Below are 22,500 nucleotides of genomic sequence, written 5' to 3'. Positions count from 1 at the left end.
CTCTTGTGAGGCTCGCCTTTATTATTATCTACTCTTCAACATCTAAGGTTATAGTCGTGTCGGTCGTCGCTCCATCATCATCCGTTATGCTGAATTTAAAAGATAAACTGGCAGGCTCCGCTGGAGTCATAAAATAAGCAGTCAGTTTGTCCGCATCAATCAACTCAACGGATGGACCCGATACCTGTTCCCATTTCTGGCTCACAATAGTTCCATCTTGATCTCTTGAAGCCCCACCGCTCAAGGTCGAAATTGTATTAGTCTTAACACCGCCTACAGCCCCATATGCAACCACCATAAACGGTGGAATATTTCCTTCAACGATTACTGTAAATACACCCGTAGCAGTCTGGCCATTGTTATCTTCAACCTCCAGCTCAAACTCCAGAGTAAATTCACTCCCCGGATTTTGTGGCGCTATAAAACTCGCGCTACCATCGGCATGGATTGTCAATTCCACATCCCTATCGGAGAGTGAACGCCAACGATAATCTACAATATGCGCACCTGGAGCGTCCCAAAAAATATCAGGAGCCAGTATGATATTTTCACCGGGCCCCACTTCTTGAGTCGTACTTATTACTCTGGGAGAAACTAACGCAACCTCTATACTGACAGTAGACTGAAGTGTCACCCCTCTATTATCAGTGACACTCAATTTGAATGACAATACGGCTGGCTCTGCTGGCGCTTTAAAATTAGTAATTAAAGTATTAGCATCCATCAATTCAACGGGGGGACCTGATACTTGCTCCCACTGTTTACTCACAATAAATCCATCTGAATCACCTGAATGGGAACCATCCAAAGTAATATTTGTATTCGGTAAAGCCAATGGTTGAAAACTTATCCCAATAAACGGGGGAATATTCCGCTTAACAATTACAGTAAATACCCCCGTGGCTGTCAGGCCATCGTTATCCTCAACCTCAAGCTCAAATTCCAGTGTGACTTCTGTACCCTCAGGAATTTGGGGAGCTAAAAAGCTTGCGCTACCATCGGCGAGGGCTGTTAATTCGATATCCATATCGGAGAGTGAACGCCAGCGATAATCTACAATATGGCCGTCATTATCCCCAACCCAATCTTGAAGCAAGACTTCCTCGCCTGGGTCTACTATTAGAAAAGCACTTCCGACCACAGGAGCTGTTAACACTTTAACAAAAAAATACCTTTTCTGTTTAACCTTTGCGCCGCCGTTATCTTCAATCTCAATCGTAAATACTAGTGCTGAGTAGGAAACTCCTGGCTCTGCAACTATTTTGGGAACAATAAATGTTACGGAGCCATCATCAAGCTCTTTCAGTTCAATACGCGGGCCACTAGAAACCTGCTGCCATTGATAGCTAACGATGGTTCCATCAGGATCATAAGACTGACCTGCAGATAATGTAACCTCTTGGCCGGCAGTAAATGCTGACATTATCAGATCGACTACCAAAACAGGATCTAAGTTAACCCCAACACTAATCGTTACTTTGCTAGTATTCTTTAGACCCTTATCATCCTCAACTTCCAGCTCGAAAATTAACTCTTGCACCACTCCAGTAATTTCGGAAGGCGCGGTAAAGCTAGTAAAGCCATCACTAGAGTCATTTAAGATGACGGAGGTCCCGGAAATCTGTGTCCAGCGGTAGGCCACGATACTGCCATCGGAATCAGAAGACAGAGTACCATCGAGCAATACCGCCGTATTACCTTCAACCGTTTGATTTTCACCGGCAACCGCTGTGGGCGGCTGATTGATATGCCCAGCACTACCTTTTAGTACAACCAATCCCTGGGAAGGATTTGCGATAACGATATCTGCAATACCATCCCCGTTCACATCACCACTAGCCATACTCTGAGGGTTGGTATACATCGCACCTGGAATGGCGATCTGTTCACTCATAGCCAAAGCACCATCATCTTGCTGCTGATAAATACTTAAGAATTCGCCACCAACCGGCAAGACAACTAAATCAGCAAAACCATCATTATCAATATCTTTTATTAAAAGTTCCCCAGGAATGCCGCCATAGTTATGAATGTCAGCCTGCTGCAATAAGCCATCTTCTCCCTGGTAATATACCGCGACTCCAGGGTTAAGACGCCCCTCACCAACGAGTGATACGGAAATATCGTTGCGCCCATCATTATTAAGGTCACCAATGGCGATCCCTTTTATTTGAATATCATCAGCATTTCCATCTAATTCAATACTGGTAATTTCATTCAACCTCAAAGAATCATCCGGCGATAGAACAACCAGGCTATTTTCGGGAGACCCGTTAGCAATTAGAGAAATATCCGTTATACCATCTCCATCAACATCACCCAGTGCCATTTGCCCTAGACTTTCAATAGCTAGATCGCTAGCGGTACTTACATAGGTAGGTGCCCCCCCTACTTTATGGGTTATTACAGCACCATTCTCTTCCCAACTAACCCCGAGAATTCCTTTATTACTATTATTGCTAAGGTCGGCAATTGCGACTCGCTCAGAATAGGAATTTTCCAAAGATTCCGCATATACTAAACCGTCAACGGGATCTTGCAGATATATCTCAGTTACGCCACTGTCAAGTCCAACAATAACATCTATCAAACCATCATTATCAAGATCACCCACTGCAATAGATTGAGGCAGACTTGTCTCTCCACCTGTAAGTGGATAATCAATAGAACCCGCCAGACCACCAAATTCGTCCTGTAGAAATACCTTTAATTTAAAGTCATTTTCAGGATCAAAGTTGCTCGATGTAGTTAGTACAACATCATCAAGTCCATCATTATTAAAATCGGCAATAGCGACCGCTTCTGCCTTTGATCCTGAGGAATAAATTTCTACCGGCTGAAACTGAACCTCTCCACTTGCAGTGTTTGTAAATAGAAAAGCAGCCGAGGAAAGTCCCAAATATTTTGCGAGTAATCTAAGCTTCACAACATCTCCTTGTAAAATCGCTTTTAAAAGCAAACATAAATTAACACGAATACTACTTAAAGATGTGACATAAAATGAGAGGAAAGAGGAAAGAGGAAAGAGGAAAGAGGAAAGAGGAAAGAGGAAAGAATATTAAGCACAGAACTGAACACTGGTACCAAATATCGAGTGAACTTTTTCTTTAGCAGTAAAAATACGATTGAAAACGCTTTAAAAGCGATACTTAGAGAAACAAATAGACAGGAAATAAAAAAGCGGCTTATCGCCGCTTTTTTATTTTAATGGTTAAGCGCTTTCAGAGCGGCCCCCTGCGGGGCGGCGACGGGGCGCCCGCTGGGGAGCGGTGCCAGAAGGGCTATTCCCGCGCCCGCTCTCGCTGCTCTTGCTGCGAGCCCCGGAGCTTCCGCGACTGTCTCCACCGTTACGCGAGCCGCTCTTGCTCCGGCTCTCACCATTGCCACGACTATTCCCACGATTGCCGGAACGGTTACCCTCGCCATTGCGCCCACCACGACTGTCGCCGTTACCGCGCGCTCCTTCGCTGCGCTTTTGACCATTAGCGCGCGGTTTTTGTCCGCCGCCGCGCTTTGGATTACCCGATTCAGGCAACTGATGATCTGGCTCAAAACCCTCAATTTCTTCGCGGAGAATCGGCTTACCAATTAAGCGCTCGATATCGCGCAACTGCTTGATTTCATCTGCGCTAACCAGAGAAACCGCCTGTCCGCTCGCACCTGCCCGGCCTGTACGGCCAATGCGATGCACATAATCTTCGGGCACATTAGGCAGATCAAAATTAACCACCTGGGGCAGTTGGTCGATATCAATTCCACGGGCAGCGATGTCAGTGGCAACCAGAATTTGTACCTTGCCCGCTTTAAAGTCGGCCAGGGCACGGGTGCGTGCATTCTGACTCTTGTTGCCGTGAATTGCTTCCGCGCGAATATTATCGCCCTCAAGCTGCTTCACCAGGCGATTGGCACCGTGTTTGGTACGGCTAAATACCAGGGCTTGGTGCCAGTCGTTTCCGCGAATCAGGCGACTCAGCAGTTTGGTTTTACGGGCCTTATCCACAGGGTGTAACTTCTGGCGCACCGTTTCCGTGGTTGTATTGCGTGGGCTGATATCAATTTCCAGCGGATTCTTCACCAGCCCTTTTGCCAGCTGGCGTATTTCCGGGGAGAAAGTGGCCGAAAACAACAGGTTCTGACGCTTAGCCGGCAAAACTCTCAACACTTTCTTGATATCGTGGATGAAGCCCATATCGAGCATGCGATCGGCCTCATCCAGTACCAGGGCCTCAAGCCGATCAAAACGGATGGCTCCCTGATTGTATAGATCCAACAAGCGCCCCGGTGTCGCCACCAGGATATCCGCACCACCGCGTAGTCGGACCATCTGCGGGTTGATCTTCACTCCACCAAACACAACAGAGTGGCGCAAGGGCAGATATTTGCTGTAACTCTGCACATTATCGAATACCTGCGCAGCAAGTTCTCTGGTTGGGGTTAGCACCAGGGCACGAACCCGGCCCCTACTCGCACGCTCCCCGGAACTCAGAAGATGTAGCAGCGGCAGAGTAAAACCAGCCGTTTTACCGGTACCCGTCTGGGCCGCAGCCATAATATCATTGCCCTGCATCACAGCTGGGATGGCCTGGGCCTGAATGGGCGTAGGCGCGCTATACCCCTGCTCAGAAACCGCACGGGCAATCTCCTGGGCGAGGCCCAGATCTTCAAACAACATAAATAACCTCAAACTGCGCTCCAGGCGCAATCAAACACATTCGCACCACAGAGGTGCAAATAGAAAAATCGGAGTTGGCATCCAGAGCAGAAAATGCTCGATACACACAGCCGTCTATTCACCGGTTAATCGGCGCGCGGCATTCAGTAGAAGGTTCCGGGAAGAATTTAAGAAAAGTTCACGGGAGGATACCGGTGGATTACCGGTCTACAAATGACGCAGCTGAGAAAATTCAGCCGGAACACTATACCACATACAAACTGACTGTATAGTTCCAAACTCTCTCTTTCCAAGAGTGTGAGATGTGTTAGGGATCTGGGCGATTCGACCGTAACATAGTTCCACGTTCGCAACGCGAGCGTCTATCTTTGTGATATCCAACCCCCGTTGCGAACCACAAATGATTCAGCCAAGTGCTGTCGGGATATTCACAACCATGTCACACAACAGTAGTGTCGGTAACGAACATAAAATTGAGCAGGTAACACTCGACAATGGCCGCAGGGTCTCGATACGTCCTGTATGTCGCAGTGATGGCCAGCTGGAAAAGGCGTTGATTGAAGACCTGTCGCCACAGACCCGCCGTGATCGATTTATTGGCGGCAGCAGTAAAGCCAGTCAAAAATTGATTGAGTTGCTCACCGATAACGACCATCAGATACATGAAGCCTTTATTGCCCTTTGCAACAGTGATCATGCACAAACAGCCGTGGCCACTGCGCACTATGCCCTGGACGCCGATGGAAGAGCCTGTGAATGTGCAGTTGTTGTCAGTGATGATTGGCAGGGATTGGGGCTCGGTCGGCTAATGCTACAGCGCCTCATTGACTGTGCCAGGGAGCAGGGCTTAGAGCGGATTTACTCCATTGAGTCCGCAGATAACAAACGCGTACAAATTTTTGCCCGCTCTATGGGTTTTATCTGTAAGGCGGACCCTAAAGATTACACCCTGTTAACCTATACCCTCAATTTGCAGGCTAACTCGCAGGCCAACGGCTTTGATACAGCCTCCAGGGAGGCCGGAATTAACCTAAATTAAATATTCCCCCCTATTATTCTTGGCGGTTAGCGAATTTTATTTGTCTGCCGCCAACCTCTGAAAACTAAAAAACTCTCGTTAGAGCCCGGCATCCCTCTTAGCCTCGCCTACACCGCTCACCTTTGACTATCTGGTCATCCAGTTCCTCGTTCTATTTGACTAGTGTCCTAGTCGGTAAGACGCAACACTTGAGTTAAAACCTTTACACTGCCCTATAACAATCAAAAAGAAAGGTAGACCTTGCTTACCTATATTTGCTAGAACTCACCCATTATCTCTCGTTGAGTCGGTTTAGGGCTGTAACATGTAATCGCCACCACCGGCACATCTGTGATTCATGGCCCTGTTAATTTTTGAATTCACACATAAGCTAACTGATCACTTAAACTCCATAAAAATGAAACGAATAAAACTATTTTTGACCATATCATCTTGCATACTTATTTCATCTTGCGCATTCAACATTTCAGAATATATTGCAAGCTCAAAAAGCCTCTCTTACAACCACATAATTTCCAACGAACAGATTAAATCATGGGGATTTAATAAAAATAACTACTGTGACAAACAAAGAAATCTCTGCATCAGTTATTTTCATGCTGCCCCTTTGAAAGGGGGGAGGCTAAAATACTCTATAGAAACTGGTTCAGGCAACCAAACCAGCCAAGTTGATTTTTCTATAGACAAAGAAAAATTAAAAAACAGTTATTCTGGCACCATCGTCCTTTTACATGGATTCCGAATCTCAAAAGAGTTCATGCTTAACTCAGCATTATACTTTCGCCTCCTTGGGTTTCAGGTAGTGATTCCAGATCTTCTCGGCCATGGTGAATCCGAAGGCCATAAGGAATATGGTGTTGGTGATAGCGAAGTGATCAACAGGCTAATGGACGACCTTATTCATAAAGACATAATAGAAAGCAAACCTATTTACCTTCTTGGAAATTCTATGGGAAGTCTTACCGCAGCGAGAATCACTCAATCGCGGCAAGACATCTGTGGCCTGATATTACAGGCCCCCATGTTGAAGTTTGATCAGGCTGTTTATAATTATGCCAAAGAAAATTTTCCACTACTGAGTAAAGCGCTCTCTGAGGAAGAAATAAGAAAGGGAGCATTAATTGCCCTCGAAGGAGTCAATATAGGCTTACTGGAAACACAAATTGAACCCTTGCTCACCAAATCCTCTGTACCCGTGCTTTTATTTGCCTCTAATACTGACTCAATATCACCCTACGATCACTTCCGAACGCTGAACCAGGATCATATCGAGGTTGTGCTCTTGAAAGACAGGAATCATCCAGGCATGGCGGTTATCGGGGAAATTGAACATAGCGCATTACAAGATTGGCTGATCCAAGGTAGGTAGTTTCACTTTTTGATACCAATAGGACTGCCGACTTACTTTGAAAGGCGAAACCCTAGAGTTCCGCCTTTCAAAGTGAAAATAATGAATTATCCTGTTAATAACATTACATCTCAGTTAAAAAAACCATCACAAGCCAAGGGACCACTAAATTCCAGAAGCCCCTGGGGCACCTGGATAGATTCAACCAAAATTCCTTTTTTATACAGAGAGAAATCAATGTTGGCCTGCATAGACTTCATATACCTTTGCTCACCCCCAAAGATAATGACTGAAGGGAACAACAATGGATAAAAGCTATTAATATTGGCTTGCGCCTCCATGATCAACTTGTACTTTATTTTGTTTAGCTCAACTTTGATACGACCAGTGCAAGCATCCAGCTCCCTCTTTACCGAAAGATTATTAAATGCCGGATGAAATATTAAGTCATACTCATCTGAAATATACCTGCCAGCCCACATCTCAAAATCAGATTCCCCCAGTTTTGCCCCGGTGAACATATAGTAAAGTTCATCTGACAAGCCCATGGAGTAGATCATGCCAGCACTGGATTCCTTGTCATACCATCCCTTATCCAACTGGGCATAACCCAGTCCTATTAACGACTGGCCAGCATCGCTAAAGTTGTATTCAACAGGGGTTCCAACTGTGTAGAGAAACCATCTTCCGCCAACTCCCGGAAGCTCTGGAATAATGCCAAACGGTGTCTGCCCAGGATTTAAACCATGCCAATAATGATGATGCTCCCCGTTCCAACGCATAGAGAAATTAAAATCTGAGTGATTTACTCTTATCCCCTCCTCATTTGCCATAACCACACCGGGCACTTCGTAATAAAAACCCTCGGAACCATCTGGATTAGATAAAATCACTTCATCTCTAAAAATATCATATTTTACCTCAACACCGTTTCTTGGCGAAAACGCCAAGTGGATATAAGCCTTGGGTTCCGGCGCAATAAAATCTGGGGCAATATACGTTTGGAGGCTTACTTTGAAGTAACCAACATCCGGCACGGCAATGTTATAAAACCATTGTTCTGCCCAGGTCTTATCTGACGTAGGAGTGTGAGACCTTAGATCCTCCAAAGTGGTTGCAGATAAAAATGCGCTTAAGGAACCCAAAACAAACAGAATAAATACTTGTATTATTTTATTATGAAACACCGTCCACCCTCTCTCTTAAAGTAAATGAATAGAAAACCTCACAAAAATCACTTCGAACCTATAGAGATAGCATACTAACAGTATGAATATGGCCGAAGTTTGAAACCAGAGAATCTATTGTTCAGGTTGAGAAGGTGCGCACAAAAATCCAATATTGCTAAAAAAGATGAGAAGCCCACAAAAAAAGATATTTATCGATATTCACTACCCCATAATACGCTTTAGAATCAAAGCCGATCTTTTTCCTATCAAGAAGCGGCGCAAAACACCTCTTTTTTCAATCAGGCAACGCCTAAACTGTGTGGCACTTCTCCATCTGTTACTGGTAAGGCAAATAATATGAATAAATCCATCCCTTCACGCCTTCCTCTATTCATTGACGGCGACTGGCTGCAATCCAATACCGAGGAGTGGCTGGATGTAACAAACCCCGCCACAGGGGAGGTTTTAACCCAGGCGCCCTATACCACTGAGGCCGAGCAACTCCAGGCGATTTCCGCCGCAAAGCAGGCGTTCATTACCTGGCGGGATACCCCAGTCCCTACTAGAGCGCGCATTATGCTCAAATACCAGGCTCTTCTGAAGGAGCACCAAGAGACCCTGGCTGAAATTCTCGCAGAGGAAACCGGTAAAACGTTTGAGGACGCCAAAGGGGATATTTGGCGCGGTATTGAGGTAGTTGAACATGCCGCCAATATTGCGACCTTGTTAATGGGTGAAACCGTTGAAAACGTTGCCAGCGCTATAGATTGCTATTCCTATGTTCAGCCCATCGGCGTCTGCGCCGGTATTACGCCATTTAACTTTCCCGCAATGATTCCATTGTGGATGTTTCCGCTAGCCATTGCCTGTGGCAATACCTTTATCCTTAAACCTTCTGAACAGGATCCCATTACACCGTGCAAACTGGCTGAACTGTTTGAGCAGGCAGGAGCCCCCAAAGGTGTGCTACAAGTTATCCATGGAGGTCGCGAGCAAGTAGATTTCTTACTTAAGGACCCAGATATTCGAGCCATTTCTTTTGTTGGCTCAGTGCCAGTGGGCCGCCATATTTATCAAACAGGCACCCAATATTTAAAAAGAGTCCAGGCCTTTGCCGGGGCAAAAAACCATATGGTGGTCATGCCGGATGCCAATAAAGGGGCCGCTATTAACAACATTATCGGCTCTTCTGTAGGTGCTGCCGGTCAACGATGTATGGCTATCTCAGTGGCGGTATTAGTGGGTGAGGCGCAAAGTTGGATACCCGAAATACGGGACGCGATGGCAAAGATAACACCTGGGCATTGGAAGAGTCCGCAATCCGACTATGGCCCCTTGATTTCTCCCGCAGCAAAGGAGCGAGTACTGGGTTATATCGAGACAGGTAAAAAAGAGGGGGCAAACTGCCTGCTGGATGGTTCACAGGTCTCAGTGGAGGGGTATCCCCATGGTAACTGGGTTGGCCCGACATTGTTTGCCAATGTCACTACCGAAATGTCAATTTATACCGATGAGATTTTTGGTCCCGTATTGTGTCTGGTGAGTGTAGATCACCTCGATGAAGCTATAAAACTGGTGAATAACTGCCCCTATGGCAATGGAACGTCCATATTCACGGCCAGCGGAGCAGCCGCACGTAAATATCAGCATGAAATTCTTGTGGGGCAGGTAGGCATCAATGTGCCTATCCCGGTTCCACTGCCCTTCTTTAGTTTTACTGGCTGGCGCAGTTCATTTTATGGAGACCTTCACGCTTATGGTAAGCAGGCCGTACGTTTCTATACTGAGACAAAAACTATCACCGCTCGCTGGTTCGATTCAGATATTGAACACGCCGAACAGGCTAATATGACCATACAACTTAAGTAACTCCATATACCAACACAGTTTTATTTTTTGGGTAACGTCATGAATAAAATCGCCGCCTTCCTTGGTCTGGGGCATATGGGCGCCCCTATGGCCTACAACTTAACCAAAGCCGGGTTCCTTGTGAAAGGCTTCGACCCTGTAGAGGCCTTACTCCAGGCATCTGTAGAGCAGGGAGTGGAAAAATGTTCATCGGCAAAAGAAGCGGTGAAGGGAGCAGATTTTGTTATAAGTATGTTGCCCAGCAGTACTGCGGTGGAATACCTTTATATTGATAAAGATCGTCTGCTGGAAGATATCGAAAAGCAATCCTTAATTATTGATTGCTCCACAATTGCCGCAAGCAGCTCAAAACGCCTGCTTAGCGCCGCCCGAGATAAAGGCCTTCATGCAATAGAAGCCCCGGTCTCTGGCGGAGTGAAAGGGGCTGCCGCCGCTACACTCAGCTTTATGTGCGGCGGTGAGCACGAGGATGTAGAGCGGGCCAAAACAGCATTACAACATATGGGGGCCAATGTTTTTTTTGCTGGCCCTGCTGGAGCTGGGCAAACGGCAAAGATCTGCAACAATATGTTGCTGGCTATTCATATGATAGGTACTGCAGAGGCACTCCAACTGGGTGTTGATAACGGCCTGGACCCCAAAGTGCTGACCGAAATCATGTCGAAAAGCTCTGGCGCTAACTGGTCTCTACAGACTTATAACCCCTACCCCGGTGTTATGGATAGTGTGCCCTCGAGCAATCAATATCGCGGAGGGTTTAAAGTGGGGTTGATGTGTAAAGATCTGGGGCTCGCCCAGCAAGCCGCCGACAATAGCAAAAGCTATACACCGCTCGGCTCACTGGCTAGAAATCTATATGGCTTACACAGTTTGAAGGGCAATGAAGGGCTGGATTTCTCCAGCATCCAGACAATTTACAGGAAAGAGGCTGATAAATAGGAAAGCTTATTCAGTCTCTTTCCCAATCAAATCTATCGATCCTGACCCGTAGCGGCTATCTGAACTTCGCGGATATTCACATGCTGGGGCTGGCTGTACATAAACAACGCCGTACGAGCGATGTCCTCTGCATTGATGGCACCACCAATGGAGGCCTTCCACTCTTCGTAAGCTTTGATAATCTCTTCAGAGGTGGTATGGCTTAGAAGCTCAGTCTCCACAGCACCTGGGCAGAGGGCCATAATACGTACTCCGCTTGCGGCGACCTCTTCCCGCACGGTTTCGCTGATCGCCGACACGGCGTATTTGGTCCCACAATAGGCCGCGTGATTGATAAAAGTTTTCACCCCGGCAATAGAGCTGATATTGAGGATAGTGCCACAACCGCGGGATTTCATATCAGCCAGAACAGCCTGCATACTGTTCATCAAGGCAAGCACATTCACATCGAACATCTCCCGCCACTCTTCGGTATTCTGGGTCTCAATACTCCCCAGTAACATCTTACCGGCATTATTCACTAGGCAATCCACAGGCCCATACAACGCTTCCGCCTCCCGAATTGCCTTAGTTAAAGCTCCGTTATCAGTAACATCGACCTGTCGGCATAGGGTATTCGGTAACTTCATCGCCTCTAACTTTTCCTGACGACGGGCCAATAGCAACAACGGATGCCCGGCATCCGACATATGCTGGGCTATTGCCGCTCCAATTCCAGAGCTGGCACCTGTTATTACAACTAGCGGCTTAGACATACGAACTCTCTCTTCTGAAATCAATGATCCTGAGTTACTGGGGTAACCCTTCTGTATCAGCAGTATAGAATTTAGAATTAGAATGACTAACCTAACTAATATGAAAACATTGTTTGGATTTTATGAACAATATCTCTTGGCGCGCCATACGCGCTTTTATCGCCGTAGCCGAGCAGGGCAGCTTTACCGCTGCAGCGGACCATACAGGCTTCTCCAAGGCCACGCTCAGCCAGCAAGTCTCCGAATTGGAATCCTCCCTGGATGTTCAACTGTTACACCGCACCACCCGCAAACTGCGACTAACTGAGGTCGGTGAAGGCTATTACCAGCGCTGCAAGCAAGCGATGCAGCAACTGGATAGTGCAACAGAGTGGGCAACACATTCCAAGGAGAAGGTAAAAGGGAAGATACGCATCAACGCGGTGGGTGGAGTAATCGGTGAGGAGATCATTGCCCCCGTAGTCATTAAGTTCCAGAAGGCACATCCCGATGTGCAAATAGAGCTGGATTTCTCCAGTGTGCATGTCGATCTCATTGGGGATCGCTATGACTTAGTCATACGGATGGGTGAGCTGCCAGATTCCACCCTCATAGTACGCAAGCTGCACAGTATCAAAACCCGCTATGTTGCGAGCCCGAATTTTATCAAGGTGCGGGGCCCAATTTTAAAGCCTATGGATCTTTCTGGGGTGCCCCTAATTTACGGCAGTGTTGGTCAATGGGTGCTGACTCGCGGTAAGACCAAACATAAGGTCGAAGTCGAGCAGGGTATCAAACTGGTCAGCGGCCGGGCGATGCGCCTTGCAGCGCTGGCGGGACTTGGAATAACCCGCCTGGCGGACATCTACGTTCAGGCGGATATCCAACAGGGTAAATTACACGAGATATTACCTGGATGGTCAGAGTCCACCCAGCTCTCCATGGTTTGCCCGCCCTTACGCCACCAGTTAGCCCGCGTACGCAGTTTGATGCAATGGTTAAAGGACCACTTCGCCACAGAATATGGGCAGTTGCTGAAAAGAGGGCCCGTAGAAAATAGCTGAAAAGTTACAGATACCAATCTTTATACAATGATATTTTATAGCGCTAAGCAATTTCATCCACCCTTTCCCACTCTTTTATCAAACCCTATCTGGGGTTTTCTGCGCCGTTACTTTGCTTGGGCTCTTCTTCAGCTTGTCTATCCATATTAATGAAGGGATAAATACAAAAAATAATTGCCAGAAGTACCCAAAAAGCCGTTGCCTGTGCTATAGACACCGTCAAATAAAGCCAAAATACCTTTTCTCCCTGTAGCGCAGCATAAATATAAACTGCTGTACCGCCCAACCCTACCAATACGGGGCTCATAAAGGGAGTAAAATTGATCCAGTACCCCTTTAAATCCTTGGCCATACGTTCACACCAACCAACTATAAAAACCAAAGAAAAATTGGCAAGAACGATTCCTATTAAAACTTCCAGTAATCCAACATTCCTGCCCGAGTAAAAAACCAAATAGCTAAAGGCCAGCATATTTAGGGTAATGCCGAGCTATAAAACACAGCAAAAATAGAACATCCTATAAATTATTTTTAATAAATTTTATTATTATTGATCACGCTATCAGTTGCTTCTAGCATCACCCAAAGAAGAAAATCATAGAGTTGAATACAGGTGTTAATAGATTACCTAGGGCATCCTTGGTAAAGATTCCTGTGCCCGCTCAATGGCTTCCAGCTCCTCTTCTGTCAGGGCTCTATAACCCCGCAAATAAGGCCAACCATAACCCCAGCGAAAAGGGGTTGGCAAGAATGGCGTCCCGCCAACTCTAACTCCAACCAGCATCAGTAACGCTACTTCGCTCTCTCCAGTTTTGGCAACGCAGGCTTCTAGGTTACGATCGGCCTCTTGCCGCTGCGCATAGCTTCCCCCCTTCCAGTAGGCATAATCATGGACGCGGCAACAATCCAGCCATAAATCACTCTGATTGGGTGTACCGTCAGGAAAGATACTGCATCCATCAGAATAAAAATCCTCTATCTCTACAGCGAACAGGGACTTCACATAGAATAAAAACAATAACGGCAAATACTTCATGGATATTATTTTAGGCCTATTCTCTTTTTCAATATACTCATAACCGGAAAAACAACTAAACAAGTGTCTATAACCTACCAGGAAAATATTGCAAATCCAGCTACCGATTACTTTACCCGCTTACCTTTAATATTCAGGCAGCCAGCACGGTTGCATGTAACCTCATATATAACAGTGATAAGGGCAACCAAATAGATAGAAGATAAAGTATCTTAAATCAAGGTAAAGACACAAACCAACAATGATTGATACATCCAACAAAAAACAAAAATTCCTGTGTTCAACTTTGAAGTGCAACATCCTAATGGAAAATCTACTTCAGAGTTGAATACAGAACACAAATAAACGGCAGAAAATATTTAAAGATATCATGCGGAATCACAATCACTAGGAGCCCAAAATAACTCTAGCTGAATAATTCTTTGTACATCCGGCACGGCAAAGCACTTAACCGTGATACTGACAAAAATCAAAAAAACCACACCACCAACGTTGCCAAACGGCATCCGCATTTCATTATTTTTTTAAAAACAGAAAGTAAATATTTTAAATGGCCACATGTACTGAGGCATCCATGCGCAAAGTACATGTCTTCGTTAAAACTGAAAGGAGAACATAAATTGTGTTTTACCGGCCTATAGATTAACCCACTTCCGCCAGATTACCTTTGCTTTCCAGCCATTGCTTTCGATCCCCCGCACGCTTCTTTGCCAAAAGCATATCCAGCAACTGATTACTGTCATCGCCTACATCGATATAAAGCTGTACCAGGCGGCGGGTATTGGGGTCCATAGTGGTTTCACGCAGCTGCATGGGGTTCATTTCACCCAAGCCCTTAAAGCGGGTTACCTGGATTTTACCCTTTTTCTTTTCCGCGCTAATACGGTCGAGAATACCCTGTTTCTCCGACTCATCCAGCGCATAGTAAACGTCCTTACCGATATCAATACGAAACAGCGGTGGCATAGCAACATAGACGTGGCCATTGGTCACCAATGGACGGAAATGACGTAAGAACAGAGCGCACAACAGCGTGGCAATATGCAGGCCATCGGAATCGGCATCGGCGAGGATACAAATCTTGTTGTAGCGTAAGCCTTCCAGGTTGTCACTGCCGGGATCAACACCCAGTGCCACGGCAATATCGTGTACTTCCTGGCTGGCAAGAATTTCTCCCGAGTCCACTTCCCAGGTATTTAGGATTTTACCTCGCAGCGGCATGATCGCCTGAAACTCGCGATCCCGTGCCTGTTTGGCGGAGCCACCGGCGGAGTCACCCTCCACCAGAAACAGTTCAGAGCGGGAGGTATCGGCACTGGAGCAGTCGGCCAACTTACCCGGTAATGCGGGCCCCTGAGTGACTTTTTTACGCGCGACTTTTTTCGCAGAGCGCATGCGCTTTTGCGCATTACCGATGCACAATTCGGCGAGTTTATCGCCGTCTTCGGTATGCTGATTCAGCCACAGACTGAAGGCATCCTTGGCAACGCCAGAAATAAACGCGGTGGCTTCACGGGAAGAGAGGCGCTCCTTGGTCTGACCCGAGAACTGCGGATCGGCTAGCTTGGCAGAAAGTACATAGGAACATTGTCCCCAGATATCTTCCGGCCCCAGCTTGAGACCACGCGGCAGCAAATTGCGGATCTCACAGTACTCACGCATGGCATCGAGTAACCCCGCGCGCAAGCCATTCACATGGGTGCCACCCTGGGCGGTGGGGATCAGGTTCACATAGGACTCGGCCGTGACCTCACCGCCCTCCGGTAGCCATTGCACTGCCCAATCTGCGGCTTCGGACGATGCGGCAAAACTGCCGACAAAAGGTTCACCCGGCAGTACTTCCCAGCCCTGATTGGCTGCGGCGAGGTAATCCTTGAGGCCATCTTCGTAGTACCACTCGTCGGATTCGCCATCCTGCTCATTAATAAACGTTACCGTCAGGCCGGGGCAGAGCACCGCCTTGGCGCGCAACAAGTGGCGCAGACGCACCACAGAGAACTTGGCAGAATCAAAATACTGCGGGTCCGCCAGGAAACGTACACTGGTGCCCGTGGTGCGCTTGGGGCAATCGCCAATCACTTCGAGGTCAGAAGCTTTTTCACCATCCTTAAAGCCGATGCGGTGCACCTTGCCATCGCGCTGAATCGTAACTTCCAGCACCTTGGAAAGGGCATTGACTACAGAGACACCCACACCGTGCAGGCCGCCGGAGAACTGGTAGTTTTTATTGGAAAATTTGCCACCGGCATGCAGGGTGGAGAGGATCACTTCGACACCGGGACGCCCCTGTTCCGGGTGGATATCCACCGGCATACCTCGCCCGTTGTCGCTCACCGAGAGCGACTGGTCCTTGTGCAGCACCACTTCAATTTTCTTGGCGTGTCCGGCGAGGGCCTCATCGACACTGTTATCGATCACCTCCTGGGCCAGGTGGTTGGGGCGGGTAGTATCGGTATACATACCCGGGCGTTTGCGCACCGGGTCTAGCCCCGTGAGTACCTCAATATCTTCGGCGGAATAATTGGCCATAATTTCTTATAAATTACTGCTGGTTAAATAGGAATTCGACAATGGGATCGCAGTAACGCGCGAACCCTTGGAAACTGTGATCGCCACCCTCTTCGAGAGTTTGGCGCTGCCCTTGATAGAGTGATTCAGCATCGCGATAGTCGAGGGTTTCATCGCCGCGCTGGGCCAAAAGCCAATAGCGGCCGTTCAGCGAACTGGGCAGCTCGGCTTCCACTCGCTCCATGGTATCAACGTCAGCCTCACTTAAGCGATACTCCTGCGCTTCTCCACTGTAGGGCTGTAACACCCGCCCGACATAAGCCGGCATAAAGCGGGATGGACGTACCGCAGGATTGATAAGCACTGCCGGCAGGTTATAGCGCTCTCCCAGGTAAGTACACCAGAAGCCCCCCATAGAGCTCCCAACGAGGCCAATGGGGCTGGGGGATTGTAAAAAACCCTCCAGCAGGCTGTTCAGCGACTCCCGAGCAACATCAGGGTAAGGGGATATTTGCGGTGCGCAGAAAGTAATATGGGGGAAATCGACAGCAAGTCGCTCCCGCATTAACTGGCATTTAAAAGACTGCGGCGATGACAAAAAGCCGTGCAAGTAGATAAGCAGCGGCCTTCCCTTGAGAGTTTGTGTGTGCATAGACGGGGATTATAGCGCCCCTTCACCTCTGTGGGGTCAAGCCCCCTTGCAAACCTACGCCCGGCAAAGCGTAGATTAGAGTAGCGATTTATCCAGGCTGGCGAAGGCACGGCGCATGTCCACTCGCAAATCTGACCAAAAGGTAACATTGGTAAAGCGCTGTAGGCGTCCGCCGGGCCCAGCTGAGCCGAGGTTTTCGCCGATATCCCGCCGGTCGCGGAAATGCATGACCGCACTGCCGTCACGATTGTACAAAGTACCCTTCAGCTCTGCGTAGGCGCTCTGCTCGGTATAGATCCGCCAAGCCCAGGGTGAGGGTTCCAGCGGCGCGGCCAGGGAGAAGCGCTGTAGGGAGATGGACAACGTGTAATCAGCCTCCACCTGCTCTAACACCTGCCGGGCATTCCGCGGTTTGAGCAGTTTTTCGGTGAACGCCTGCGCCAGCAGTGCGTCCAGTCGCTGCCGTTCCCTCAGATCCAGCTGGTAATCTTTCTCTCGGTAATGGCGCCTGAAAGGGGAGGAAAATCGCTTCGAATACTCAATCTCAGCGGGTGCGATATAAACCCTGGCACCACCGAGGTCCAGGGCGAAAGCCGCCGCGACCTCATCGAGCTGGCTCGGGCGCGCTTGCAACCCATCGCTGCGCTCCGCAACGGCGGTTTGCTGGCTACAAGCCGCCAATATCACTGAGAACAAAAAGAGTGGTAAATACAATAATTTATGCATTTTTTGGCTCCTGATTTGCCGAAATCGCTTTTTGGTAGAGACCCCCAACAGCAAAATTTCTTTTCACTAAATTTTGCGCCCAGGCAAACTCAGAAAGCGAACCAGACGACTCAGCTGGCCCAGCCTTACACCGCCTCTTCCCCGTTTCTAGAAAACAATAATTACCACTGAAAGTCCCATTCTACGGCGACGGTGTGAAAAAATAGGGAGCCTCGGTAAAGGTTTTCTTATCTCTTTTTTACAAGAAAAACTGGGAGTGACAGAAACACCGCTGCAAATTTGCAGCGGCTTGGTTTATATCAATAACCGGATGAGGCGAGATCCACACAATATTTGGAAATAGCAACACGCTCTACGCCAGTATCATAAGAGCCATCACTATGCAGCTCAAACCAGCGATAACCAGGCATTTCCTCATCTACAGCAAAGGGGCCGCTGCCGGGGGTAAATTGCACTGAGGTGGAGGGAGTCGCGTGCAGGCCAACCTGCCCGCGCTGACAGTCGAATTGCTGATGTACATGCCCCCAAACCAGGGCCTTTACCTGGGTGGCCTGATCGATCATTTGCCAAAATGTTTCGCAGCCCTCGCGCAGCATATGCCCATCAATCCACTTGCTGCCCACGGGAACCGGTTGGTGATGCATCATAACAATCACCGGGTGATGGCGCGTCTCCCACAACAGCAGCTCCAAGCGATCCAGCTTTGCTCTGTCGAGGCCCCCGCAGATCTTTCCCGATACACTGGTGTCCAGTAATACTAAACGCCAATCTCCCAAAGTGACCAAATCGGCGCAGCGATTGGGCGCCAGCTTTTTCATTCGGGCGCTGACATCGTGATTACCGGGGAGCCAGTACCAGGGCATGGAGAGTGAGCGGCTTTTTTGCAGGAAGCGGCAGTAGGAAGCCTCTGAGCCGTTGGCACTGATATCGCCGGTGGCGACCAGAGCACGGGCACGGGGCTGCCCGGCCCGGAGAGAGGCCAGGACCTCATCGAGAGTGTGGCCTGTATCCAGACCCAGTAATTGATAGTCCGGCCTGCTGCCAATATGTGGATCTGTAATCTGAATTAGACGATGCGATGACGCCCCCTCGGGCGAATTCGACTTATTGTGCTCGCGAATCACTTGCTCACCTTGTGTTCACATCCATGTGCTCTACAGCAGAATTAGAATCTCCGGCCATCCAGCACCAGTTCGAATTCTGCGCGACCATTTGCAAGACAGTACTCCAGCCATTCGCCGAGAAAACGATTGGCCTGGGGTCTCTCATCTGCGCGCTGCATACGGGGATTCGGGTAGGCGGTATCCACTCCTTTACCGCCCACCGGCCCGCGGCCATTGGCTGTTATCACCTCCGCCATGCACGCATCGTGGTAGAGGCGTACAGTCAAGTCCGGCGGCTCCAGCCACTCGCACTCGCTGAGCCTTACCTCGGCCCCCAGAGACACCTCCGTGGTGTATCTGGAACGCTCCACAACTCTCAACACCAGAGTGCCACCGGGTAATTGATACCGCCAAAGTGCCCTCTGCGAAAGCTCTGGCAACAATTTGGTCAAGCGCAGGTAGTTTGCATCGCAATCGGCATGATAAGACGACAGATCGACTCTATACACCGCCCTTTCGTTGCCATTTGGCGACATTCTTAACTGACTGCGCTGCCGCGCTTTTGCATTACCCTGTAGAGCCATTATCAACACTCCAATTCAGTGGCCGCCGTGACTCAGCTCTCAGTTTGCCCTAAACGCAGGTAACAGCACGCAACGCAAAATGACCGATCAGGCAGTTGGCCTTAACTTTTTGAGTTCTGCCCGGTGCAACTGCAACCACTGCATACAAATGATAGTGGCCGAATTATCGATAGGGTTCTCTCCTGGAGCATAGTCTGCCGCCATAGCGCCGAGCACCGAGTCTGTGGGAAACACCCGCAAGCGGATATCTTCATTCTCCTGCTCGAGTCCAAAATAACCCTCTGCCAGGCTCAAGTCCACCAGCGCACAGTAGAGGTGTAACCGCTCGTTACTGCCGCCTACACTAGGCAAATAACTGTGGATAAAATGCAGATCCTGCACCTGCAGACCCGCCTCTTCCAATACCTCTCGCCGCGCTACATCCGCTAGCGCTTCACCGGCCTCCACGATGCCGGCGACCACTTCCAAGCACCAGGGACCCGCCGGGCGTTCCAGGGCACCAACTCGGAATTGCTCGGTAAGTGCAACCAAATCCCGTTCGGGATCATAGAGCAGCACCCCCACTGCCGGACCGCGTACAAAAAGCTCGCGCTGGAAAGCGTTACTCCAGCCACCACCAAACAAACGGTGGCGCAAGCGCAGGCGCAACATGGAGAAAAAACCCTTGAAAACCGTCTCTTTGGAAACAATTTCCACATCGACTGCGGAAAATTCCGGGGACAGGGAGGTTGGACTGTTATTTTTTGGCATTGTTCGCCGTCCTTCTCTGCGATTGGGGTCTGCAGACTCTGGCACTATATGGCCGAGAACCAGCTGTTATACTCTGCGCCCACCGTACCAGCCCCTGAATCAAGCGGCCATACGAATTATCTCCCTGAATTTTTAGAGAGTGCACCACCATGAGAGTGCTCAATATCGCCTATCAGCAACTGCGCCGCTATGGCAAGACGCGGGTCAGCTGGGCACAGAAACTGACTTTTGGTCTGATCAAAAATGACCACTATACACAGGTATTCAGCGACCGGGATGTGGCCGCATTTGAGGCGCCTTTTGGAATCCGCGATCTGGGTGTAAGCAAGGCCAACCGCCGTCTGCTGGAGACGATTGAGGCTTTTGAGCCCGACCTGGTCATCGCCGGTCACTGCGATATGATCAGCAACGACACCTTAAAAGCGATCAAGCAACAACAGCCCAACTGCCTGATTGCGCACTGCAATAACGACCCATTATTCGTCCCCAGCAATGTAGAGCGCATCAAACACCGCGCTGAAGTCGCCGATGCGGTGTTTGTCTCCACCGGCCGTCGCGAGCTAAATATTTTTGAGGGTATCGGTGCCCGGGTTTACCACATGCCGAACCCCGTCGAGACTTCTATTGAAAGTCTTAACAATGCCGAACGCACCGACCTTCCTATCGACCTGCTGTTTTGCAGTAACAGCAATAATTTCACCAAGCGTCTGCAAATGGTGAAAAACCTCAAGGATGCCCTGGGGGACTCGCTGAACTTCAAGACCTATGGCAGCTTTGGCGAAGCACCCGTGTGGGGACGAGATTACGATCGTGCTCTGGTACAAACTAAAATGGGCCTGAACTTTAATCGCCAGGATACCCACTACTGGTATTCCTCCGCGCGCATGGCCCAGCTCGCCGGCAATGGTATTTTGCAGTTCACCAGTAACAAATTGCACTTTGATACACTGCTACCCGCCGAGAGCGTGGTCTACTTTTCCGATGAACAGGATCTACTGGCAAAAATCCGCGAGTTCCACAGTGACGATGCCAAACGACGTGCCTGGGCGGCAAAAGCCAGGGAGTTTTTCCACACCGAGATGAACTCGAAACTCTACGCCCAGTACATCGTCGAAGCCACGAGTCTGCAGCCCTTCAGTCACGAATATGCCTGGGCGCGCGATATCAACTTGGACGGCACCTTGAAATAACAGGCCACCGGAAGAATGAAACAGAATACGCAGGATTTATGAGTAGCAAACCAATTCGAGTAGCGCAGGTCCTCGCCGGTGCCGAGCACGGTGGCGCAGAGAATTTTTTCGTGCGCTTGGTAAGCGGCCTGAACCCCAGAAACGAAATTAACGAGAAGGCCTTTATCCGCAACCACGACCACCGCGTGCAGGCATTGCGCAATAACGAGGTGGAAACAGAGGGATTTAAGTTTGGTGGCAAACTAGATTTTCTCGGTCGCAGAATTTACCGGGAGGCCCTGAATAACTGGCAACCGGATATCGTAATGACCTGGATGGGGCGCGCCACCATCATCACTCCCAACTCGAAAAACTACTTATTGGTAAGCCGACTCGGTCACTACTACAACCTCAAGTATTACCGTCACGCAGATTACTGGATCGGTATTAGCAAGGGTATTTGTCAACACATGATCGATGGCGGCATTCCCAGGGAGCGAATTTTTCATATCCCGAATTTTGCCGATGAAACTCCGGTCAGCCCTCTGCCACGCAATAGTTTTAATACGCCGGAAGACAGCCCCCTGATCCTCGCCGCGGGGCGCCTGCATATCAACAAGGGCTTCGATGTATTGCTGCACGCCCTTGTACAAATACCCAATGCCACCCTTTGGCTGGCCGGTGCCGGCCCGGAGGAAGCCAACCTCAAGGCGCTGTGCCACAAGCTCGGCCTGGATCAGCGTGTACGCTTCCTCGGCTGGCGCAACGATGTCACCACCCTGATGCGCACCGCGGATCTATTTGTCTGTCCGTCTCGGCACGAGGGACTGGGCTCAATTGTGATGGAGTCCTGGGCACACCGTTGCCCAATAGTAGCCACCAACTCCCAAGGGCCAGGCGAAGTGATCAGCGATGGACACAGCGGTCTTATCACCCCCATCGACGATGCCGATGCCCTCGCCAAAGCCATCCGTTCGGTGCTGGATAATCCGGAGTTGCGCCGAAGCCTGATTGAAAACGCTTCCGAAGTGTATGCGAAGGGGTATTCGAAGCAGTTTATTGTGGATTCCTACATTGAGCTGTACGAAACCTTGATGCATCGCGGGCGTCCCAAATTATCATAAGCCACGGAGAGATC

19 protein-coding genes are annotated in these 22,500 nt (G+C 49.1%); 7 read left to right on the top strand and 12 right to left on the bottom strand.

Annotated elements, in window-relative coordinates; genetic code table 11:
- Positions 1-28: 28 nt before the first annotated feature.
- Both ACCI51_RS06090 and ACCI51_RS06085 read right to left on the bottom strand, forming a co-directional pair.
- Positions 29-2,926, bottom strand: a complete 2,898-nt coding sequence (locus tag ACCI51_RS06090) for a PKD domain-containing protein (protein WP_371842956.1) — start codon at positions 2,924-2,926, stop codon at positions 29-31.
- A 285-nt stretch (positions 2,927-3,211) separates the two neighbouring features.
- Positions 3,212-4,672 carry a DEAD/DEAH box helicase gene (locus ACCI51_RS06085; protein WP_299587690.1) on the bottom strand — a complete coding sequence of 487 codons (1,461 nt, stop codon included), beginning with the start codon at positions 4,670-4,672 and terminating at the stop codon, positions 3,212-3,214.
- A gap of 436 nt (positions 4,673-5,108) precedes the next feature.
- Between ACCI51_RS06085 and ACCI51_RS06080 the strand changes: the two genes are divergently transcribed.
- Together ACCI51_RS06080 and ACCI51_RS06075 are read left to right on the top strand one after the other, a co-directional pair.
- A complete protein-coding gene (locus ACCI51_RS06080; protein WP_299587687.1) occupies positions 5,109-5,711 on the top strand; it encodes a GNAT family N-acetyltransferase in 603 nt (200 codons plus the stop codon).
- A 337-nt stretch (positions 5,712-6,048) separates the two neighbouring features.
- Positions 6,049-7,080 (top strand): alpha/beta hydrolase, encoded by a 1,032-nt coding sequence (locus ACCI51_RS06075; protein ID WP_371842955.1) that lies wholly within the window; start codon positions 6,049-6,051, stop codon positions 7,078-7,080.
- Positions 7,081-7,190: 110 nt separating this feature from the next.
- Here ACCI51_RS06075 and ACCI51_RS06070 read toward each other — a convergent pair whose 3' ends face one another.
- On the bottom strand, positions 7,191-8,246 hold the full coding sequence (locus ACCI51_RS06070) for a hypothetical protein (RefSeq protein ID WP_299587681.1): 1,056 nt from the start codon (positions 8,244-8,246) through the stop codon (positions 7,191-7,193).
- A 339-nt stretch (positions 8,247-8,585) separates the two neighbouring features.
- Between ACCI51_RS06070 and ACCI51_RS06065 the strand changes: the two genes are divergently transcribed.
- Positions 8,586-10,097 carry a CoA-acylating methylmalonate-semialdehyde dehydrogenase gene (locus ACCI51_RS06065; RefSeq protein ID WP_371842954.1) on the top strand — a complete coding sequence of 504 codons (1,512 nt, stop codon included), beginning with the start codon at positions 8,586-8,588 and terminating at the stop codon, positions 10,095-10,097.
- A 39-nt stretch (positions 10,098-10,136) separates the two neighbouring features.
- Complete coding sequence (gene mmsB / locus ACCI51_RS06060; protein WP_371842953.1) at positions 10,137-11,036, top strand: 3-hydroxyisobutyrate dehydrogenase; 900 nt, start codon at positions 10,137-10,139, stop codon at positions 11,034-11,036.
- 32 nt (positions 11,037-11,068) lie between these two features.
- Here the strand turns inward: mmsB and ACCI51_RS06055 are convergent, their stop codons facing one another.
- Entirely contained in the window at positions 11,069-11,791 is a 723-nt protein-coding gene (locus tag ACCI51_RS06055; RefSeq protein WP_371842952.1) for an SDR family oxidoreductase, read from the bottom strand.
- Between the two features lie 122 nt (positions 11,792-11,913).
- On the opposite strand from ACCI51_RS06055, the gene ACCI51_RS06050 reads away from it, so the two are divergent.
- Positions 11,914-12,834, top strand: a complete 921-nt coding sequence (locus ACCI51_RS06050) for a LysR family transcriptional regulator (RefSeq protein WP_371842951.1) — start codon at positions 11,914-11,916, stop codon at positions 12,832-12,834.
- 85 nt (positions 12,835-12,919) lie between these two features.
- On the opposite strand, the gene ACCI51_RS06045 is transcribed toward ACCI51_RS06050, so the two are convergent.
- The 8 genes from ACCI51_RS06045 to ACCI51_RS06010 form a co-directional block, all read right to left on the bottom strand.
- Positions 12,920-13,306 carry a hypothetical protein gene (locus tag ACCI51_RS06045; RefSeq protein WP_371842950.1) on the bottom strand — a complete coding sequence of 129 codons (387 nt, stop codon included), beginning with the start codon at positions 13,304-13,306 and terminating at the stop codon, positions 12,920-12,922.
- 156 nt (positions 13,307-13,462) lie between these two features.
- Positions 13,463-13,870, bottom strand: a complete 408-nt coding sequence (locus ACCI51_RS06040; RefSeq protein ID WP_371842949.1) for an FAD-binding oxidoreductase — start codon at positions 13,868-13,870, stop codon at positions 13,463-13,465.
- Between the two features lie 642 nt (positions 13,871-14,512).
- Positions 14,513-16,399 carry a DNA topoisomerase IV subunit B gene (gene parE, locus ACCI51_RS06035; RefSeq protein ID WP_299581512.1) on the bottom strand — a complete coding sequence of 629 codons (1,887 nt, stop codon included), beginning with the start codon at positions 16,397-16,399 and terminating at the stop codon, positions 14,513-14,515.
- Between the two features lie 13 nt (positions 16,400-16,412).
- Positions 16,413-17,030: a YqiA/YcfP family alpha/beta fold hydrolase gene (locus ACCI51_RS06030; RefSeq protein WP_299581510.1), complete on the bottom strand. Its 618-nt coding sequence runs from the start codon at positions 17,028-17,030 to the stop codon at positions 16,413-16,415.
- Positions 17,031-17,105: 75 nt separating this feature from the next.
- Positions 17,106-17,756, bottom strand: a complete 651-nt coding sequence (locus ACCI51_RS06025) for a hypothetical protein (RefSeq protein WP_371842948.1) — start codon at positions 17,754-17,756, stop codon at positions 17,106-17,108.
- A 299-nt stretch (positions 17,757-18,055) separates the two neighbouring features.
- Positions 18,056-18,880, bottom strand: a complete 825-nt coding sequence (locus tag ACCI51_RS06020) for a phosphodiesterase (protein ID WP_299581505.1) — start codon at positions 18,878-18,880, stop codon at positions 18,056-18,058.
- Positions 18,881-18,921: 41 nt separating this feature from the next.
- Entirely contained in the window at positions 18,922-19,443 is a 522-nt protein-coding gene (locus ACCI51_RS06015) for a DUF1249 domain-containing protein (protein WP_299581502.1), read from the bottom strand.
- Between the two features lie 87 nt (positions 19,444-19,530).
- Positions 19,531-20,193, bottom strand: a complete 663-nt coding sequence (locus ACCI51_RS06010) for an NUDIX domain-containing protein (protein WP_371842947.1) — start codon at positions 20,191-20,193, stop codon at positions 19,531-19,533.
- A 149-nt stretch (positions 20,194-20,342) separates the two neighbouring features.
- On the opposite strand from ACCI51_RS06010, the gene ACCI51_RS06005 reads away from it, so the two are divergent.
- Entirely contained in the window at positions 20,343-21,383 is a 1,041-nt protein-coding gene (locus ACCI51_RS06005; protein WP_371842946.1) for a glycosyltransferase family protein, read from the top strand.
- 38 nt (positions 21,384-21,421) lie between these two features.
- Complete coding sequence (locus ACCI51_RS06000) at positions 21,422-22,486, top strand: glycosyltransferase (RefSeq protein ID WP_299581491.1); 1,065 nt, start codon at positions 21,422-21,424, stop codon at positions 22,484-22,486.
- The last annotated feature ends 14 nt before the right edge of the window (positions 22,487-22,500 follow it).

Source organism: Microbulbifer echini (assembly GCF_041447225.1).
In the GTDB taxonomy this organism is placed as follows: domain Bacteria; phylum Pseudomonadota; class Gammaproteobacteria; order Pseudomonadales; family Cellvibrionaceae; genus Microbulbifer; species Microbulbifer echini.
This window is presented reverse-complemented; position numbering and strand designations above follow the sequence as displayed.

What these genes read in the sequence shown, in the direction of transcription:
- ACCI51_RS06085 (WP_299587690.1), bottom strand. Translation starts at nt 4,672, where the DNA reads ATGTTGTTTGAAGATCTGGGCCTCGCCCAGGAGATTGCCCGTGCGGTT.
- ACCI51_RS06080 (WP_299587687.1), top strand. Translation starts at nt 5,109, where the DNA reads ATGTCACACAACAGTAGTGTCGGTAACGAACATAAAATTGAGCAGGTA.
- ACCI51_RS06075 (WP_371842955.1), top strand. Translation starts at nt 6,049, where the DNA reads ATGGCCCTGTTAATTTTTGAATTCACACATAAGCTAACTGATCACTTA.
- ACCI51_RS06065 (WP_371842954.1), top strand. Translation starts at nt 8,586, where the DNA reads ATGAATAAATCCATCCCTTCACGCCTTCCTCTATTCATTGACGGCGAC.
- mmsB (WP_371842953.1), top strand. Translation starts at nt 10,137, where the DNA reads ATGAATAAAATCGCCGCCTTCCTTGGTCTGGGGCATATGGGCGCCCCT.
- ACCI51_RS06055 (WP_371842952.1), bottom strand. Translation starts at nt 11,791, where the DNA reads ATGTCTAAGCCGCTAGTTGTAATAACAGGTGCCAGCTCTGGAATTGGA.
- ACCI51_RS06050 (WP_371842951.1), top strand. Translation starts at nt 11,914, where the DNA reads ATGAACAATATCTCTTGGCGCGCCATACGCGCTTTTATCGCCGTAGCC.
- ACCI51_RS06045 (WP_371842950.1), bottom strand. Translation starts at nt 13,306, where the DNA reads ATGCTGGCCTTTAGCTATTTGGTTTTTTACTCGGGCAGGAATGTTGGA.
- ACCI51_RS06040 (WP_371842949.1), bottom strand. Translation starts at nt 13,870, where the DNA reads ATGAAGTATTTGCCGTTATTGTTTTTATTCTATGTGAAGTCCCTGTTC.
- parE (WP_299581512.1), bottom strand. Translation starts at nt 16,399, where the DNA reads ATGGCCAATTATTCCGCCGAAGATATTGAGGTACTCACGGGGCTAGAC.
- ACCI51_RS06030 (WP_299581510.1), bottom strand. Translation starts at nt 17,030, where the DNA reads ATGCACACACAAACTCTCAAGGGAAGGCCGCTGCTTATCTACTTGCAC.
- ACCI51_RS06025 (WP_371842948.1), bottom strand. Translation starts at nt 17,756, where the DNA reads ATGCATAAATTATTGTATTTACCACTCTTTTTGTTCTCAGTGATATTG.
- ACCI51_RS06015 (WP_299581502.1), bottom strand. Translation starts at nt 19,443, where the DNA reads ATGGCTCTACAGGGTAATGCAAAAGCGCGGCAGCGCAGTCAGTTAAGA.
- ACCI51_RS06010 (WP_371842947.1), bottom strand. Translation starts at nt 20,193, where the DNA reads ATGCCAAAAAATAACAGTCCAACCTCCCTGTCCCCGGAATTTTCCGCA.
- ACCI51_RS06005 (WP_371842946.1), top strand. Translation starts at nt 20,343, where the DNA reads ATGAGAGTGCTCAATATCGCCTATCAGCAACTGCGCCGCTATGGCAAG.
- ACCI51_RS06000 (WP_299581491.1), top strand. Translation starts at nt 21,422, where the DNA reads ATGAGTAGCAAACCAATTCGAGTAGCGCAGGTCCTCGCCGGTGCCGAG.